This window comes from Enterococcus sp. DIV1315a, assembly GCF_051712325.1.
Classification (GTDB): Bacteria; Bacillota; Bacilli; order Lactobacillales; family Enterococcaceae; genus Enterococcus; species Enterococcus faecalis.
Genome location: NZ_JBIOOS010000001.1, coordinates 169742 through 185986, shown reverse-complemented (window position 1 = coordinate 185986; position 16245 = coordinate 169742). Strand labels below are relative to the sequence as shown.

Genomic DNA, 16245 nt, shown 5'->3' with positions numbered 1-16245 from the left:
GTTACTCCTTTATCGTTAATTCTGCAAATATCGTTTCGGCTTTCGCTTCTAAAAAATAATAAGGTTGTTGTAAAAATAGCGGCGTTTGATTAATGGCTAAAATAGCTGCCGTTGGTTGTTTATAATGAATCAAATCGCAAAATGGATGCACTTGAAAACTCGTGCCGACAATCACGATTAAGTCGGCAGAAGCAACGGCCTGAATGGCTTTTTCGATTGCCTCTTCGGATAATCCTTCTTCATACAAAGTAATAGCTGGACGGATTTGTCCATGACAGTCTGCGTGCCGATCACTAAGTAAATAGTCTTGCCAAGGAACCGTTGTACCACAAGTTTGGCAATAACATTCATATAAATTACCGTGAAAGTCCACCACTTCTTGGCTACCTGCTTTTCGATGAAGCCCATCAATATTTTGTGAAACAATTTTTCCCCGTTTCATTTGCTCTAATTGGGCCATTTTCTGGTGAATGATATTAGGTTGTGCGTCTGGATGATAGAGCGTTTTAACGAATTGATAAAACTTTTCTGGCTCTGTTTTTAAGCAAGTCCGGCTCAATAAGTATTCCGGTTGCTGGATTCCTTGATAGACACCTTTTAAGGAACGATAATCTGGCACACCTGAGGCTGTCGAGATACCCGCACCTGTTAAAAATGTGATTTTTTGTTGGGTTGCCAACCAATGAATTGCCTCAGCTTGCGTGATATCTTGCATATCGATTCAGCTCCTAATCTTCTATATTATAACGTATTTTAACATTAGCACCAAAAGTTTTTCCACTTTTTGAAAACTTCTTACCTATATATTGATTTATCTTGAAAGAGTTTGTGACAAATTTCTCAACTCGTGGTAAAATATGCATGAGTAAAAGTGAGGTGAAACAACAATGGTCGCATTTATTATTTATTGGGCTGCAATTATTGCCTGCATCGCTTGGGGCGTTTTAAGCATTTGGTTCTCTGTTTTTTATCTTTCTCGTAAAGAAAACGGAAATCTTTGGGCTTTTGCGTTCTTCAACGTTATCGCTATTATCGCCTTAGCAATTGTTTTATTAGTTTACAAAACTTGGGATTTCGGTATCTTAACTTACTCAAGTCTAATTTATACAATTTTAGCTTCTTTAGGTGTATTGACTGTTCTTCAAGCTATTTTAGGTCGTGAACCAAAAGCTGTCAAAGCTTAAGTAAAAAGCAACTGTTCCTTTAGGAATGGTTGCTTTTTTCGTATTAGTTTCTATTTCGTAAGGAAAATGTTACGCTAATTTCATGCTGTTTGTGTCCTCTTGATAAATTCCTTTGCTGGAACATATTGACTTTCTTCTGGATTTATCCTAAAATTAATAACTGAATTTAATAACTGAATAGTGCCTCAAAAAAGAGGTAGAGGTCGCGGTTTTTATTACGCTTGTGGAGTGAGAGGACACTGGGAAGCAAGTTTAGGATCAATCGCCGAAATGCATAACGGAGCCTCTTCTGTTGTGTGTTGGGACGTAAGTTAAGAGCTTGCGGACTGTCTTAGTAGTGATGCTAAGTTGTGCTATGTTTCGTTGAGGAATTTTTTTCGACATTACCTAGCAACCTTACATCTGTTTGGTTGTTTTTTTGTATTCAAAAATAGGTTGTGACAGAAGTATTCTCCTTTAAAAAGACAGAATCGCTTTTGCTCAGCTGATTATCAAAGCTTGTTGATTGAAAAAAGACAAAACGATCAATCAGACAAGAAATTTAAAGGAGAGAAAAAGATGAACAAAAAAGTTTTTTCATTCAGTCTACTACTTGTCACGCTATTTTCGTTACTTGGCATGACAACCAACGCTTCGGCGGAGGAAAATGGTGAATTTCGTGTCGGCATGGAAGCTGGCTACGCCCCTTTTAACTGGTCACAGAAAAATGACGCACATGGCGCAGTGCCTATTCAAGGCAACTCTTATGCAGGCGGCTATGATGTTCAAATTTCTAAAAAAATTGCCGATGGTTTAGGTCGTAAATTAGTAATCGTCCAAACCAAATGGGATGGCTTGGCGCCCGCCTTACAATCTGGAAAAATTGATGCCATTATCGCCGGAATGAGCCCAACCGCTGAACGAAAAAAAGAAATTGCTTTTACAAACCCTTATTATGAATCACAATTTGTCGTAATTGTAAAAAAAGATGGCAAATACGCTAATGCAAAAAGCTTGAAAGATTTAGCTGATGCTAAAATTACGGCTCAACTAAATACATTCCACTACGGATTAATTGATCAAATTCCAAATGTCAATAAACAGCAAGCAATGGATAACTTTTCAGCTATGCGAACAGCACTTGCTTCTGGCATGATTGATGGGTATGTTAGTGAACGCCCTGAAGGCATAACAGCAACTAGTGTCAATAAAGAATTAAAAATGTTAGAATTTCCAAAAGAAAATGGCTTTGATGCTAGCGCTGAAGACTCACAAGTAGCAGTCGGCATGCGTAAAGGCGATCCAGACATTGAAAAAGTAAACAAAATTTTAGCAGGTATTTCTCAAGATGAACGGACAAAAATTATGGACCAAGCAATCAAGGATCAACCTGCAGCAACAGATAGTGATGAACAAAAAACAGGACTTATTAACGATTTCAAAAATATTTGGAATCAATATGGCGACATGTTTTTACGTGGTGCTGGTTTAACGCTATTTATCGCGTTAATCGGGACGGTCGTCGGAACAACCCTTGGTTTACTAATTGGTGTCTTCCGTACAATTCCAGATTCTGAAAACCCAGTCGCTCGTTTCTTCCAAAAATTAGGAAATTTAATTCTTTCTATTTATATTGAAGTTTTCCGTGGTACACCAATGATGGTTCAAGCAATGGTTATTTTCTATGGTTTAGCTCTAGCTTTTGGCATCTCTTTAGACCGAACAGTGGCCGCATTATTTATCGTTTCTGTGAATACTGGTGCCTATATGTCTGAAATTGTTCGCGGAGGTATTTTCGCAGTGGATAAAGGACAATTCGAGGCAGCACAAGCGATTGGGATGACCCATGGACAAACAATGCGTAAAGTCGTTATTCCCCAAGTATTACGTAATATTTTACCTGCAACAGGGAATGAATTTGTCATTAATATCAAAGATACAGCCGTGTTAAGTGTTATCGGTGTTGCAGATTTATTCTTCCAAGGGAATGCTGCTTCTGGCGCAAACTTCCAGTTCTTCCAAACCTTTACAATTGTCGGCATCATGTACTTGGTAATGACTTTTGTGATTACACGAATCTTACGTGTTGTGGAACGTAAAATGGATGGCCCTTCTGCTTACGTTAAAGTAGAAGAATTAACTGAAGAAGGAAAAGAAAGCTAGGAGGCAAACAGATGAGTGCAATTATTGAAATTAAACATTTACGAAAAAGCTTTGGCGAAAACGAAGTATTAAAAGATATCAATATGAACGTCAATAAAGGAGAAGTTGTCACCATTATCGGTTCTTCTGGTTCTGGTAAATCAACGTTATTACGTTGTATTAATTTGTTAGAAAAACCAACAGATGGCAAAATCATCTATAATGGTAAAAATGTTTTAGAACGTGGTTATAGTTTGCCCAAATATCGGACCCATTTAGGTATGGTTTTCCAATCATTCAATTTATTTAATAACATGAATGTCTTAGAAAACTGTACTTCTGGTCAGATGACTGTCCTAAAAAGAAACAAAGAAGAAGCCAAAAAAATTGCCTTAGAAAATTTAGAAAAAGTTGGCATGGCTCGTTTTATTGATGCCAAACCTGCTCAATTATCTGGTGGACAAAAGCAACGGGTAGCCATTGCTCGAGCATTATCAATGGATCCAGATGTTTTACTTTTCGATGAACCAACTTCTGCATTGGATCCTGAAATGGTTGGCGAAGTGCTAAAAACGATGAAAAATCTTGCCCATACAGGGCTAACAATGGTGATTGTAACACATGAAATGGAATTTGCGCGGGACGTATCCGATCGTGTTATTTTCATGGATAAAGGTGTCATTGCCGAAGAAGGAACCGCTGAAGATATTTTTGTCCATCCAAAAGAAGCTCGGACAAAAGAGTTCTTACATCGGATTCTAACGAAAAACTAGTAAAAAAGAGGCAGTCATTCTGGTTAGAGTGACTGCCTCTTTTGTTATTTTTTGTATTGACGAATCATTGGCGGTTCATAGGAATCAATAAATGCACCAATTTCTTCTAAGGAATCTGAAATGAAAATTTTAGCTCGATCCGCCGCTGTTAAGAAATTAGTTTCTACCATTTTATCAAAAAAAGCAGCTAATAAATCATAGTAACCATTCACGTTGTATAAAATACAAGGATTCATATGTTCACCGACTCGGCCCCAAGAGATCACCTCGCTAATTTCTTCGAGTGTACCTGGACCACCGGGCAAAGCTAAATACACATCTGCCAATTCAATCATCTTTTTCTTACGCGCATGCATATCGCTAACTGTATGCATCTTTGTAATGCCATTATGTGCAATCTCCCGCTCCATTAAAAAAGTGGGCATAACACCAATTACCTCTCCACCTTCTGCTAAAAGCGTGTCAGCCACCGTACCCATTAGACCAACATTGCCACCGCCATAAACTAGATCATAGTGATTTTCTTTCATCCAAGCGGCTAACGCTACTGCAGCTTGCTGATAGATTGGCTCATTCCCCAGACTGGCGCCACAATATACTGCCATTTTTTTCACAAACATACCCTCCATTTAGATAGATTCTTTTTTACCATCTATCCTCTGGTAGCTATGGTAGCATATTTTGATTTTATCGAAAAGGTGCAGCCATTTTTCTTTTCGTTTTAAAAGTATTTGAATTTTCAGACAATAAATGCTATAGTCTTTTTATATTTTAAAATTTCAGAAAAAGGAGCCCTATTATCTTGTCTACCTCACTCACTATTCGCTTAGTTGCCGAAGCAGATTGGCCCGCATTACATGCCTTGGACCAAATCATTTGGACAAAAAAGAATACCCCTGCCGAGATACAACCACTCTCGCTTGCGGCATATCAAGAAAAAATGAAAGATGAAACGATTTTCGTTGCCATCAGCGGACAACAACTCGCTGGATTTATTGAAGTCCATCCGCCCACTTCGTTAGCAGCTCATCAAAAGCAATGGCTACTAAGTATTGGCGTTTCGCCAGATTTCCAAGGACAAGGGATTGGTGGTTCTTTGTTGTCGTATGTCAAAGATATGGCCCAGATAAGCGGGATTCATAAGCTGAGTTTGCGAGTAATGGCTACCAATCAAGAAGCCATTCGATTCTATGAAAAACATGATTTTGTGCAGGAAGCACATTTTAAAGAAGAATTTTATATAAATGGACACTATTGTGATGATTATCAGTATGCTTATTTCATAGAAAAATAAGAAAACCAATGTTTTCTATAAAAACTGGTTGCTCTCTGTTTCTTCTTCTGTTATTTTAAATAATAAGACAATATTAAGGAGTGTGAATCTATGCAAAAAAAGTTAGTTTGGCGTGATTATCTATACGTTGGTTCAATGTTATTCGGTTTGTTTTTCGGTGCTGGAAATTTAATTTTCCCTGTACATATGGGACAAGAAGCGGGGGCTTCCGTCTTTTTAGCAAACTTGGGCTTCTTAGCCACTGGAATTGGCTTACCTTTTCTTGGTGTCATTGCTATGGGTGTTTCTAAAAGTTCAGGTGTTTTTGACTTAGCTTCTCGGATTAATCGTCGTTATGCTCTTATTTTTACCTTACTATTATATTTAACGATTGGTCCTTTCTTTGCTTTACCAAGGTTAGCAACTACTTCTTTTGAGATTGGTCTTGCACCATTTGTTCCTAAAGACTTGCAATGGCTGGTTCTTGCTGGTTTTTCCGCATTATTTTTCTTAGCCGTTTGGCTCTTCTCTAGAAAGCCAAGTAAAATCTTAGATTATGTGGGTAAATTTTTAAATCCGTTATTTTTAGCATTGCTAGGAATTTTGATTGTTTTAGCCTTTGTAAAACCATTAGGTCATGTGGCCAGTGCCGCTGTTGGTGAAAATTATATTTCAAGTCCTTTCTTTAAAGGATTTACAGAAGGTTATAATACGTTGGATGCTTTAGCTTCATTAGCTTTTGGGATTGTTGTCGTTTCCACTTTACGAAATATGGGCGTCGAAAAACCAGGAGATATCGCTAAAGGAATGATTAAATCAGGTGCTTTCAGTGTTGTATTGATGGGGATTATCTATACCTTACTTGCTTATATGGGAACAATGAGTATCGGGGCTTTTCCAATCAGTGAAAACGGCGGGATTGCCTTAGCCCAAATTGCCAATTACTATTTAGGCCTACCAGGGAGTATTTTACTGGCTTTTATCGTAGTTCTTGCTTGTTTAAAAACCGGTATCGGCTTAAGCACAGCCTTTTCTGAGACTTTTGAAGAAATGTTTCCGAAAGTTTCCTATCAAAAATTCTTGGCAATTGTTGTTATTTTACCAGCTATTTTTGCAAATGTCGGCTTAACCAACATCATTCAATTTGCCGTTCCAGTCTTGATGTTCCTTTATCCATTGGCGATTACTTTAATGCTTTTGGTAATCATCAGTCCTATTTTCAAACATCGACGGGAAGTCTATCAAGCAACGACCTATATCACATTGATTGCTGCTGTTTTAGATGCATTAAATAGCGCGCCTGCCTTTATCAAAGATACGGCGTTTGTAACAACGCTTTTAGAAAAAGCCGGCCAATACTTACCATTGTTCACTATTGGCATGGGCTGGGTCGTTCCAGCAACGGTTGCTTTTCTAATTAGTTGGGTTTGGGTCATGATTTCTAAAAAAGATCCTATTCTTGATTAATTCTTACCAAAACGACACTAGAAAAAATGCGGAAGCGCATCTTTTCTAGTGTCGTTTTTATGTATATTCGTTGTACCAAACTCTTGACTATGGTAAATTGAAGTTACCAACAAGTACTGGAGGAAATTGCCCATGTTAGTTACAACAACCGAGAGAATTAGCGGTCAAGAATATGAAATTATTGGAGAAGTTTTCGGGTTAACCACACGTTCTAAAAATATGTTTAAAGATTTAGGTGCTGGACTAAAAAGCGTAGTTGGCGGTGAAATCAAAGGTTACACTGATATGCAACGAGAAGCACGCGACCAAGCAATCGAACGTTTAAAAGCAGAAGCCTCTAAATTAGGTGCAGATGCCGTTGTGATGATGCGTTTTGATTCTGGCACAATTGGCACAGACATGCAATCTGTCGTGGCTTACGGAACAGCTGTTAAATACATCTAAATTTTGCAACTAAAAAGACGCAGACCTTTTCTTGTAAGGTCTACGTCTTTTTATTTTTCATATTTCACTTCTGCTAAATACAATCCTTCTGGATGAGCAGTCGGACCTGCTAAATTTCGATCTTTGGCTGCGATAATTGCTGGAATCGCGGTTGGTTCCAGCCGCCCATTGCCGATTTTCAATAGCGTACCAACTAAAATCCGAATCATTTTGTACAAGAAACCATCGCCCCGAAAAGTGAATGTTAATTCATCCCCCGTTTCATTGACATGAACACTGGCTTCATGAATGGTTCGGACTTTATCTTCTACCGAACTTCCTGAGGCACAGAAAGAGGTAAAATCATGGGTGCCTAATAAATCAGGCAAAGCTTGTTGGATTTTTTCGAGATCAATGGGATACGGAAAATAACTAGCATAAAAACGTCGAAATGGACTTCGCGGTTTGCCAATATCCACTTTAAATTGATAGGTTTTTTCGATCACGTGATAACGTGCATGAAAGTCTTCTGAAACACGTTCCACGCTGCGCACAGCAATGTCTTCTGGTGTTTGTGTGTCTAACGCAAAGCGCATTTTTTCCAACGGACGTTCCTGCGGATAATCAAAGTGAATCACTTGGCCCATTGCATGAACCCCTGCATCTGTTCGTCCTGAACCAAAAACCGTCACGGAGCGTCCATTATTCATGCGTGCTAACGTTTTTTCTATTTCTTCTTGAACGGTACGCTCATTAGGCTGCTTTTGAAAGCCATGAAAATGAGTGCCATCATAGGCAATGATTGCTTTATAGCGGGGCATAATTTTTCTTCACCTTTTCTAAGTTCTTAATACAAATAAGCCAATGGTTAACAAGACAAAGCCAAACATTACTATTGTATCTCGTAGGTGCCAATGAAGAATGCGGTATTTTGTCCGTCCTTCGCCACCTTGATAACCTCTTGCTTCCATGGCAGTCGCCAAATCTTCCGCACGATTAAAACTACTTACGAAAAGCGGAATTAACAGTGGAACAATAGCTTTCATTTTTTGAAGTAAGTTTCCTTCACCAAAATCAACACCACGGGCACGTTGAGCATTCATAATCTTTTCCGTTTCATCCATTAATGTTGGGACAAAACGTAAGGCAATTGATAACATCAATGAAACTTCATGAACTGGAAATTTCACTACACGAAGTGGGCGTAGCAAATATTCAATCGCATCTGATAACTCTAATGGTGCCGTCGTTAAAGTTAATAACGTTGACATGAAAATAATTAAAACAAAACGACAGAAAATAAACAGCCCATTCGTCACACCAAACTGGGTAATGGAAATAATTCCCCACTGAAAGTACACTTCGCCCCCTTGTGTAAACAAGGTTTGAAGAGCCACAGTAAACAGAATTAGCCATAATAATGGCCGAACACCGCGGATAAAGAAGCGGGCGCTGATTTTTGATAATGAAATAGCAAAAGCAGTAAAGGCTGCTATTAAAACATAACTCTGCCAATTATTTGCTAAAAAGATAATCCCAATAAAATAAAAACTAGCTAATAATTTTGCGCGCGGATCTAAACGATGGATAAAAGAATCACCTGGAATATAGCGCCCAAAAATCAATTTATTCATCATTTTGCCTCACCTGCTTCCTGCATTTTTTTCAGAAGCTGATCGGCTAATTGATCGGCTGTTAATGGTAATTGCTCAAAAGAAAAGCCTTTTGCCACTAATTTTTCAGCAAATTCGGCTGCAGTTGGCACGCCTAATTGTTTTTCTTTCAACCATTGTGTCTCTTGAAACACTTCTTGTGGTGCTCCCGCTCGGACGATTTGTCCTTTTTCTAAAACAATCACATGATCTGCGTAATTAGCCACATCATCCATCAAATGTGTCACTAAAACGATGGTCATATTATGTTCCTTATGCAGACGACTAAACATCTCCATCATTTCTTTACGACCCTTAGGATCCAAACCAGCAGTCGGTTCGTCTAATACTAAGACTTCTGGTTCCATCGCTAGCACACCAGCAATTGCGACACGGCGCATTTGACCACCTGATAACTCAAACGGAGAATGTTGTAAGTATTTTTCATCTAAGCCGACTAAATCAAGCATTTTCTTAGCTAATTTTTTCGCTTCTTCGTCTGAAACACCAAAGTTTTTCGGTCCGAAAGCGATGTCTCGCTCCACTGTTTCTTCAAACAATTGTGCTTCTGGAAATTGAAAAACGATCCCAACTTTTTTACGAATTGGTTTTAAATTCTTATTATCAGTTTCTGGCGTAATCACACGCTCTCCAATTGTCACTTGGCCTTTAGTTGGTTTCACCAAAGCATTCAAATGTTGTAATAACGTTGATTTGCCACTGCCAGTATGTCCGACAATCGCTGTATAAGAGCCGTCTTGAATCGTTAAATTAATATCGAATAATGCCCGTTGCTCAAAAGGAGTATTGGGTTGGTAAGTAAAATCTACTTGTTTAAAACGGATGTCCATAACCAATCCACCATCCCTTCTTCTGTTAAATAATTCGTTGGCACAACAACGCCGCGCTCTTTCAAAGCTACTTTTAATTTTTCAGGAAACGGTAAATCCAAGCCCATTTCAACAAGCGCTTCTCCTGCAGAAAAAATCTTTTCTGGTGTTCCTTCGTTTGTCAATTGTCCTTGGCGCATCACTAAAATACGATTCGCATTAGCCGCTTCATCAATATCGTGGGTAATAGAAATAACTGTTAAATTGCTTTCTTCTTTAATCTTTTGAATGGTAGTAATTACTTCTGCACGACCTTCTGGATCTAACATACTTGTCGCTTCGTCTAAAATAATAATATCTGGTCGCAAAGCAACCACACCAGCGATAGCTACTCGTTGTTTTTGGCCGCCAGATAGCCGAGCAGGTTCTCGCTTGGCAAAATCTAACATACGAACCCGTTCTAATGCATCGTGAACACGTTCGACCATTTCATCACGCGGAATACCTTGATTTTCTAAACCAAAAGCCACATCGTCTTCGACTGTTGAACCGACAAATTGGTTATCTGGATTCTGAAAGACCATTCCTACCATACGCCGGATATCCCAGACGTTTGCTTCATTTAATTCTTTGCCGCCAACTTTGATAGTCCCAGCAGCTGGCAGTAACAGCCCATTGATTGTTTTGGCTAACGTTGATTTACCAGAACCATTATGGCCAATAATAGCGACCCATTCGCCTTGTTGAATGGAAAAAGACACATCTTTTAAAGCGGGAGAAGCATCTTCTGGTTGATAATTAAATTGGATATTATTTAGTTCAATGATTGGTTGCATCGCGTACTCCCTCAATCTATTTATTCTTTCTAACACTACCAAAAAAGTAGCGTTTTTTCAATCATCTGTTCTGATTCTTCACACTATTTTTTATTATACCAAAAGAACGGTCATTATGGGAGCTCTTATCTGTCTTGACAGGTCTATTTTTCATAAAAATAACTTCTTGTTCTCATAAAACAAGAAGTTACTGATTTTCTTTTAGAAATGCGTCTTCAAATATTCAAACGCATATTGGGCATATAACTCAGCACCCATTGCCATCGCATCTTCATCAATATTAAAACGACCATGGTGATGTGCCCATTCCGTATCTTTCTCTGGATTACCACTTCCCACTAAGGCAAAACAACCAGAAGCATGTTCAGTATAATAACTGAAGTCTTCACCACCGGTTGTCGGCTCTTCTTGTCTTAAGGCCGCTTCACCAAAATTTTCCTTAATTAGTGTTTGAGCAAACAAGGCATCTTGCTCATCATTAATCACTGGCAACGTTCCATATTGATAATCTAACGAAGCCGTACCACCATAAATAGCGGCTGTTTGTTCCGCATAGCGTTGCAGCGCCTGTTCTACTCGATTACGCGTTGCTACACTAAAGCAACGAACCGTTCCTTCTAAACGTGCATTCTCAGCAATCACATTAAAACGGGTCCCCACATTCATCCGTCCAATCGTGACAACTACTGGATCTAAAGGATCTGTCTCCCGAGAAACAATCGTTTGCAGATTCATCACGAAAGAAGAAGCTATAACTGCCGCATCAATACAAGCGTTTGGCATGGCACCATGGCCACCACGGCCTGTAAAATCAACAGAAAAAATATCTGCGGATGCGAAACTTGAGCCCACTCGACACGAAGCGGTTCCTACAGGCATTTGTGACCAGATATGTAAGCCAAATACATCATCAACACCGGTCATTGCGCCTTGCGCAACCATTGCTTTAGCACCTTGCGCATTCTCTTCAGATGGTTGAAAAATTAACCGTACCGTTCCCTGAAGTTCTTCTTGGATTTCTTTTAATACTTTAGCTGCTGTTACTAACATCGCGGTATGGGAATCATGCCCACATGCATGCATCTTGCCAGCTTCTAAAGATTTATAAGCTAAATCTTCATTTAATTCCTGTACAGGTAAGGCATCCATATCCGCCCGCAGCGCAACCACTCGGCCTGGTTTGCCGCCCACAATTTCAGCAATTAAACCCGTCGGTTCTGTTTTGCGATAAGTAATTCCTAATTGATCAAGAACTGCCGCGACTTTTTCTGTCGTTCGAAATTCTTCAAATTGTAATTCTGGATGTTGGTGTAAATCCCGTCGAAAAGCAATCATTTCTTGTGCATGCTGCTTGACTAGTGCTTTGATTTTTTTCATACTTACGCCCCGTTTCTACAAACTTAATAAAATACTTGAAAAAATACCCGCTAAAATAACCGAAACAATGGTGACTGTTACGAAACCTGCCACTAACATCGGTGGCATTAAATGGCTCGTTAAAGCCGCCTGTTCTTGTTCATCTTCTGTCAATGATTGAATCACTTCATTCGTAATAATATAATCGGCTGGAAAGCCATATAAAGCTGTCAACGAAACAGCGAATGCCATCTCTTTACTCACACCTAATACACGACCAACAATTGCTGAAAAGATGTACATCCCGATAACACCAATCACAATAATCCCAATCATTGGTAAAAATAAATCCATCAACATTTCAGGTGTGGCTTGCTTTAAGCCATCAAAGACAAAAAGCATTAACCCTAAAATCGCAAAACCAAAGCTATTTGCTTTCTGTAATGGTTGCTTTTCTAAAAAGCCTAAAGACGTTGAAATCACGCCAAAACATAAACACAGCACAAAAGGACTAATCGTCACAAACGGTGCCGTCCACACAGAAACATAATAAGCGAGTGTGGCAACTAAGGCTAAACGTAAAATTCGTGAATAATCTGTATGATATCGTTTGGGTACTTTTTCAAATAGTTTAGGCACATCTGGTTCTGCTCCTGTTTCTTGCCCCTCTTGTTCATGAACCGGCTGCCATGTCCCTGCTCGATATTCTTGAAGCTTCCTCTTTCCTTCTTTTTTTAGAACAATTGAAGTTAAGGGATAACCAGCAAACCCTTGAATGACATAAATTAAAATTGCCAAAACTGAAAGTGAGGCTAAACCAGCTGATTGAGCCGCTTCTGACATTACTAATGAAGAAACTAAACCTCCTACTAACGGCGGGATTGCAACTAAAACTGTTTTTAAGTCAAAAACAAAAGTCCCTACAGCTAATAACAAGGCAATAATGCCCAGAATACCTGACAAAGCAATCACAATCGTTTTCCATTGATTAACCAATTCTTTAATAGAGAGCAGAGTGCCCATATTAGTAATCAACAGATACATTAATAAAGTGGCAACCACTGTAGGAATCCCTGCCACTTCCACAATATTTTGTGGAAAAATAGTCCAATAACCAAGAATAAATAAAACACCACAAACAAAAACAGATGGAATCCAAGCTTTTGTTTTGATAGAAACTACATCACCAATGTATAAAATAACCATCAGCAACGAAAAAGCAAACATTTGCGACATATAATTCCCCCTTCTACTAACTCAGATGTTTAATTATCTGAAAATTCCAATTAATAACCAGTATAACAAACCGGAAAAGCTTCTGCAATGCTTTTAAGAAACAAAAAAGCTTTGAGAAAACAGCGTTTTCCCAAAGCAAAAAAAAATCACCTTTATATGATGAGTGCTCCCCTGCTAAAGCCATCTTTAGCAGGGAAAGCAGAGCTAGACTCGGAGTCGCCTCCAACATCATAACACTCTAAAAGAAACATCTATAAAGTGATCGGTTTATTAATTATTTAACAAATTCGATAACTACCATTGGTGCTGCATCGCCGCGTCTTGGTTCTGTCTTCAAGATACGAGTGTAACCACCTTGGCGTTCCGCGAAACGAGGTCCTAAATCGTTAAATAGCTTTTGTAAAGCTGATTCAACAACGATAGACTCATCTTCTTCACGAACACTAGCAACTTCATTACGAACGAAAGTAGCTGCTTGACGACGTGCATGAAGATCTCCACGTTTACCTAAAGTAATCATTTTTTCTACAGTTGAACGTACTTCTTTCGCACGAGCTTCAGTAGTTACGATGCGTTCGTTGATGATTAAATCAGTTGTAATATCACGTAGCATAGCTTTACGTTGGCTTGATGTGCGTCCTAATTTACGGTAACTCACGTTGGGTTCCCTCCTTCGTTTCTGTTCTCACGAGCCACTGCTGTTAAGCAGGACTGGAAACTTCGTAAAAGTCTTAATCGTCCTTACGTAATCCTAACCCTAGATCATGCAATTTAAGTTTTACTTCTTCAAGAGATTTACGACCTAAATTACGTACTTTGATCATTTCTGGTTCAGATTTGTTTGTAAGTTCTTGTACAGTATTAATGCCTGCACGTTTTAAACAGTTATATGAACGAACTGATAAATCAAGTTCTTCAATCGTCATTTCTAGCATTTTCTCTTTTTGAGTTTCTTCTTTTTCCACCATGATTTCAGCGTTTTTCGCTTCGTCAGTAAGGTTTACAAAGATATCTAAATGCTCAGTCATGATTTTCGCAGCTAAACTTAGTGCTTCTTGAGGAATGATTGAACCATCTGTCCATATTTCCATTGTTAATTTGTCGAAATCATCACGACGACCAACACGTGTATTTTCTACTTGGTAGTTAACACGACGAACGGGTGTGTAGATGGAATCAACTGGAAGTACACCGATTGGCATATCTTCTTTTTTGTTTTCGTCTGCTTGAACATAGCCACGACCAGGTTTCACTGTTAAGCGAGCATGGAAAGTAGCTCCTTCAGCAACACTACAGATAACTAAATCTTTATTTAGGATCTCAACATCACTGTCCACGATAATATCGCCGGCAGTCACGGTAGCGGGTCCTGTAATATCGATCTCAAGGGTTTTCTCTTCTTCAGCATATAATTTCAATGCTAAGCCTTTAATATTCAAAATAATTTGTGTTACGTCTTCTCGTACACCTGGAATGGTTGAGAATTCGTGTAAAACACCATCGATTTGAATATTCGTAATTGCAGCTCCTGGTAAAGAAGACAATAAAATACGACGTAGAGAGTTACCTAAAGTAGTTCCGTAACCGCGTTCTAATGGTTCAACGACGAACTTACCATAATCTCTATTTTCATCAATTTTTTCGATTCTTGGTTTTTCAAATTCAATCATTCTTATCTATACCCCTTTCAAAACGAAAAGTGTCTTGTTCAATGACGTTCCTAATTCAAACTCAGAATGAGTGGCGCTCATTAAACACGACGGCGTTTTGGAGGGCGGCATCCATTATGAGGAACTGGAGTCACGTCACGAATTGCAGTCACTTCTAAACCTGTTGCTTGTAATGAACGAATTGCTGCTTCACGTCCAGAACCAGGTCCTTTAACTGTTACGTCTACAGTTTTAAGTCCATGTTCCATTGCCACTTTAGTTGCGGCTTCTGCAGCCATTTGAGCGGCAAAAGGAGTTGATTTTTTGCTTCCTTTAAAGCCTAATGATCCTGCTGATGACCATGCTAATGCATTACCATGTGTATCAGTAATCATTACGATTGTATTGTTGAATGTAGAATGGATATGTGCTACACCTGATTCTATATTCTTTTTGACACGGCGTTTACGACTAACTTTTTTTGCTGCCATGAAGTTCTAACCTCCTTCACTTAGGAATTATTTTTTCTTGCCTGCTACTGTTTTAGTAGGGCCTTTACGAGTACGTGCATTATTTTTCGTGTTTTGTCCACGAGTTGGTAATCCACGACGGTGACGGATTCCACGGTATGAACCGATTTCCATCAAGCGTTTGATGTTTAAGTTCACTTCACGACGAAGATCCCCTTCAACTTTTAACTTATCAATTTCCGCACGAATCGCATCTGTTTGTTCGTTTGTTAAATCACGTACACGAACATCTTCAGATACGCCAACGTTTGCTAAAACTTTTTTAGCTGTAGTGTTACCAATACCATAAATGTAAGTAAGAGAAACTACTACACGTTTGTCACGAGGGATGTCTACTCCTGCAATACGAGCCATTATTCGTTACACCTCCTAATTATCCTTGACGTTGTTTATGTTTTGGATTTGCTGGGCAAATAACCATAACACGTCCTTTACGGCGAATTACTTTACAATGTTCACACATTGGTTTTACTGATGGTCTTACTTTCATGATAATACCTCCTGTGGTTTTACGGAGTACAATTATTTAAAGCGATAAGTAATACGGCCACGCGTTAAATCATACGGTGATAATTCAACTGTTACTTTGTCACCAGGTAAGATACGGATGTAGTGCATACGGATTTTACCTGAAACAGTAGCAAGAACTTGGTGTCCATTTTCTAGTTCGACTTTAAACATTGCATTCGGCAAAGTTTCGACGACTGTACCTTCGACTTCAATCATATCTTCTTTTGCCACGCACAGTACCTCCTTGTACTTGTTTCGCGTTTTCACACGATAAAACGGCGGAAACTCCAGCTCCCACCTAGAAATTCTCAACTAACTTCGTTATTCATTTTGATGTCACAAAACTGTAGAAGTCGGACTGATATATTCTACCATATTTAGTTATGTTTTGGCAAGAGAAACTGA

General features: G+C 38.9%; 21 protein-coding genes and 1 riboswitch. Of the genes, 6 read left to right on the top strand and 15 right to left on the bottom strand.

Translation table 11 applies throughout. The annotated features are described in order from the left end of the window. Window position 1 precedes the first annotated feature (1 nt). Window positions 2–715, bottom strand: a complete 714-nt coding sequence (locus IGJ03_RS00905) for an NAD-dependent protein deacylase (protein WP_002408256.1) — start codon at window positions 713–715, stop codon at window positions 2–4. 172 nt (window positions 716–887) lie between these two features. Between IGJ03_RS00905 and IGJ03_RS00900 the strand changes: the two genes are divergently transcribed. From IGJ03_RS00900 to IGJ03_RS00890, 3 genes are all read left to right on the top strand, one after another. Continuing rightward, complete coding sequence (locus IGJ03_RS00900) at window positions 888–1184, top strand: hypothetical protein (protein WP_002356244.1); 297 nt, start codon at window positions 888–890, stop codon at window positions 1182–1184. A gap of 189 nt (window positions 1185–1373) precedes the next feature. Beyond that, a riboswitch (Lysine riboswitch) is annotated at window positions 1374–1548 on the top strand. 194 nt (window positions 1549–1742) lie between these two features. Continuing rightward, entirely contained in the window at window positions 1743–3326 is a 1584-nt protein-coding gene (locus IGJ03_RS00895) for an ABC transporter substrate-binding protein/permease (protein WP_002381368.1), read from the top strand. 11 nt (window positions 3327–3337) lie between these two features. Further along, window positions 3338–4078 (top strand): amino acid ABC transporter ATP-binding protein, encoded by a 741-nt coding sequence (locus IGJ03_RS00890; RefSeq protein WP_010777351.1) that lies wholly within the window; start codon window positions 3338–3340, stop codon window positions 4076–4078. A 44-nt stretch (window positions 4079–4122) separates the two neighbouring features. Here IGJ03_RS00890 and IGJ03_RS00885 read toward each other — a convergent pair whose 3' ends face one another. Beyond that, entirely contained in the window at window positions 4123–4707 is a 585-nt protein-coding gene (locus tag IGJ03_RS00885) for a TIGR00730 family Rossman fold protein (RefSeq protein WP_002394583.1), read from the bottom strand. A gap of 173 nt (window positions 4708–4880) precedes the next feature. Here IGJ03_RS00885 and IGJ03_RS00880 point away from each other — a divergent pair, with 173 nt between their 5' ends. The 3 genes from IGJ03_RS00880 (at window position 4881) to IGJ03_RS00870 (ending at window position 7262) form a co-directional block, all read left to right on the top strand. Continuing rightward, a complete protein-coding gene (locus IGJ03_RS00880; RefSeq protein WP_002391263.1) occupies window positions 4881–5372 on the top strand; it encodes a GNAT family N-acetyltransferase in 492 nt (163 codons plus the stop codon). Between the two features lie 90 nt (window positions 5373–5462). Continuing rightward, window positions 5463–6818, top strand: a complete 1356-nt coding sequence (brnQ, locus tag IGJ03_RS00875) for a branched-chain amino acid transport system II carrier protein (protein ID WP_002361550.1) — start codon at window positions 5463–5465, stop codon at window positions 6816–6818. A gap of 132 nt (window positions 6819–6950) precedes the next feature. Then, window positions 6951–7262, top strand: coding sequence for a heavy metal-binding domain-containing protein (locus IGJ03_RS00870; RefSeq protein WP_002381365.1), 312 nt, complete (start codon window positions 6951–6953; stop codon window positions 7260–7262). A gap of 50 nt (window positions 7263–7312) precedes the next feature. Here the strand turns inward: IGJ03_RS00870 and truA are convergent, their stop codons facing one another. The 13 genes from truA to infA all read right to left on the bottom strand — a co-directional run bounded on the left by truA (window position 7313) and on the right by infA (window position 16071). Next, window positions 7313–8062, bottom strand: coding sequence for a tRNA pseudouridine(38-40) synthase TruA (truA, locus tag IGJ03_RS00865; protein ID WP_002376397.1), 750 nt, complete (start codon window positions 8060–8062; stop codon window positions 7313–7315). An 18-nt stretch (window positions 8063–8080) separates the two neighbouring features. Then, on the bottom strand, window positions 8081–8878 hold the full coding sequence (locus IGJ03_RS00860; RefSeq protein ID WP_002373841.1) for an energy-coupling factor transporter transmembrane component T family protein: 798 nt from the start codon (window positions 8876–8878) through the stop codon (window positions 8081–8083). Further along, entirely contained in the window at window positions 8875–9744 is an 870-nt protein-coding gene (locus tag IGJ03_RS00855; RefSeq protein WP_002381364.1) for an energy-coupling factor ABC transporter ATP-binding protein, read from the bottom strand. The genes IGJ03_RS00860 and IGJ03_RS00855 overlap by 4 nt, the downstream gene beginning before the upstream one ends. Then, entirely contained in the window at window positions 9720–10559 is an 840-nt protein-coding gene (locus IGJ03_RS00850) for an energy-coupling factor ABC transporter ATP-binding protein (protein WP_375804842.1), read from the bottom strand. Before IGJ03_RS00850 ends, IGJ03_RS00855 begins: the two co-directional genes overlap by 25 nt. A 201-nt stretch (window positions 10560–10760) precedes the next feature. Next, window positions 10761–11936, bottom strand: a complete 1176-nt coding sequence (locus IGJ03_RS00845; protein ID WP_375804843.1) for a M20 family metallopeptidase — start codon at window positions 11934–11936, stop codon at window positions 10761–10763. 15 nt (window positions 11937–11951) lie between these two features. Then, window positions 11952–13151, bottom strand: a complete 1200-nt coding sequence (locus IGJ03_RS00840) for a hypothetical protein (protein ID WP_010824352.1) — start codon at window positions 13149–13151, stop codon at window positions 11952–11954. A 16-nt stretch (window positions 13152–13167) separates the two neighbouring features. Continuing rightward, window positions 13168–13380, bottom strand: a complete 213-nt coding sequence (locus IGJ03_RS00835; RefSeq protein ID WP_002411018.1) for a hypothetical protein — start codon at window positions 13378–13380, stop codon at window positions 13168–13170. Window positions 13381–13425: 45 nt separating this feature from the next. Then, window positions 13426–13809 (bottom strand): 50S ribosomal protein L17, encoded by a 384-nt coding sequence (gene rplQ, locus IGJ03_RS00830; RefSeq protein ID WP_002356228.1) that lies wholly within the window; start codon window positions 13807–13809, stop codon window positions 13426–13428. Between the two features lie 73 nt (window positions 13810–13882). Then, on the bottom strand, window positions 13883–14821 hold the full coding sequence (locus IGJ03_RS00825; RefSeq protein WP_002356227.1) for a DNA-directed RNA polymerase subunit alpha: 939 nt from the start codon (window positions 14819–14821) through the stop codon (window positions 13883–13885). 80 nt (window positions 14822–14901) lie between these two features. Further along, on the bottom strand, window positions 14902–15291 hold the full coding sequence (gene rpsK, locus IGJ03_RS00820; RefSeq protein WP_002356226.1) for a 30S ribosomal protein S11: 390 nt from the start codon (window positions 15289–15291) through the stop codon (window positions 14902–14904). A gap of 27 nt (window positions 15292–15318) precedes the next feature. Continuing rightward, entirely contained in the window at window positions 15319–15684 is a 366-nt protein-coding gene (gene rpsM / locus IGJ03_RS00815; RefSeq protein ID WP_002356225.1) for a 30S ribosomal protein S13, read from the bottom strand. Between the two features lie 19 nt (window positions 15685–15703). Next, a complete protein-coding gene (rpmJ, locus tag IGJ03_RS00810; RefSeq protein WP_002288710.1) occupies window positions 15704–15820 on the bottom strand; it encodes a 50S ribosomal protein L36 in 117 nt (38 codons plus the stop codon). A 32-nt stretch (window positions 15821–15852) separates the two neighbouring features. Next, window positions 15853–16071, bottom strand: coding sequence for a translation initiation factor IF-1 (gene infA / locus IGJ03_RS00805; protein ID WP_002356224.1), 219 nt, complete (start codon window positions 16069–16071; stop codon window positions 15853–15855). Window positions 16072–16245 lie beyond the last annotated feature (174 nt).

Bases quoted from the DNA above. Each gene is read 5' to 3' on its own strand.
- IGJ03_RS00905 (WP_002408256.1), bottom strand. From the start codon at position 715: ATGCAAGATATCACGCAAGCTGAGGCAATTCATTGGTTGGCAACCCAA.
- IGJ03_RS00900 (WP_002356244.1), top strand. From the start codon at position 888: ATGGTCGCATTTATTATTTATTGGGCTGCAATTATTGCCTGCATCGCT.
- IGJ03_RS00895 (WP_002381368.1), top strand. From the start codon at position 1,743: ATGAACAAAAAAGTTTTTTCATTCAGTCTACTACTTGTCACGCTATTT.
- IGJ03_RS00890 (WP_010777351.1), top strand. From the start codon at position 3,338: ATGAGTGCAATTATTGAAATTAAACATTTACGAAAAAGCTTTGGCGAA.
- IGJ03_RS00885 (WP_002394583.1), bottom strand. From the start codon at position 4,707: ATGGAGGGTATGTTTGTGAAAAAAATGGCAGTATATTGTGGCGCCAGT.
- brnQ (WP_002361550.1), top strand. From the start codon at position 5,463: ATGCAAAAAAAGTTAGTTTGGCGTGATTATCTATACGTTGGTTCAATG.
- IGJ03_RS00870 (WP_002381365.1), top strand. From the start codon at position 6,951: ATGTTAGTTACAACAACCGAGAGAATTAGCGGTCAAGAATATGAAATT.
- truA (WP_002376397.1), bottom strand. From the start codon at position 8,062: ATGCCCCGCTATAAAGCAATCATTGCCTATGATGGCACTCATTTTCAT.
- IGJ03_RS00860 (WP_002373841.1), bottom strand. From the start codon at position 8,878: ATGATGAATAAATTGATTTTTGGGCGCTATATTCCAGGTGATTCTTTT.
- IGJ03_RS00855 (WP_002381364.1), bottom strand. From the start codon at position 9,744: ATGGACATCCGTTTTAAACAAGTAGATTTTACTTACCAACCCAATACT.
- IGJ03_RS00850 (WP_375804842.1), bottom strand. From the start codon at position 10,559: ATGCAACCAATCATTGAACTAAATAATATCCAATTTAATTATCAACCA.
- IGJ03_RS00845 (WP_375804843.1), bottom strand. From the start codon at position 11,936: ATGAAAAAAATCAAAGCACTAGTCAAGCAGCATGCACAAGAAATGATT.
- IGJ03_RS00840 (WP_010824352.1), bottom strand. From the start codon at position 13,151: ATGTCGCAAATGTTTGCTTTTTCGTTGCTGATGGTTATTTTATACATT.
- IGJ03_RS00835 (WP_002411018.1), bottom strand. From the start codon at position 13,380: ATGTTGGAGGCGACTCCGAGTCTAGCTCTGCTTTCCCTGCTAAAGATG.
- IGJ03_RS00825 (WP_002356227.1), bottom strand. From the start codon at position 14,821: ATGATTGAATTTGAAAAACCAAGAATCGAAAAAATTGATGAAAATAGA.
- rpsK (WP_002356226.1), bottom strand. From the start codon at position 15,291: ATGGCAGCAAAAAAAGTTAGTCGTAAACGCCGTGTCAAAAAGAATATA.
- rpsM (WP_002356225.1), bottom strand. From the start codon at position 15,684: ATGGCTCGTATTGCAGGAGTAGACATCCCTCGTGACAAACGTGTAGTA.
- rpmJ (WP_002288710.1), bottom strand. From the start codon at position 15,820: ATGAAAGTAAGACCATCAGTAAAACCAATGTGTGAACATTGTAAAGTA.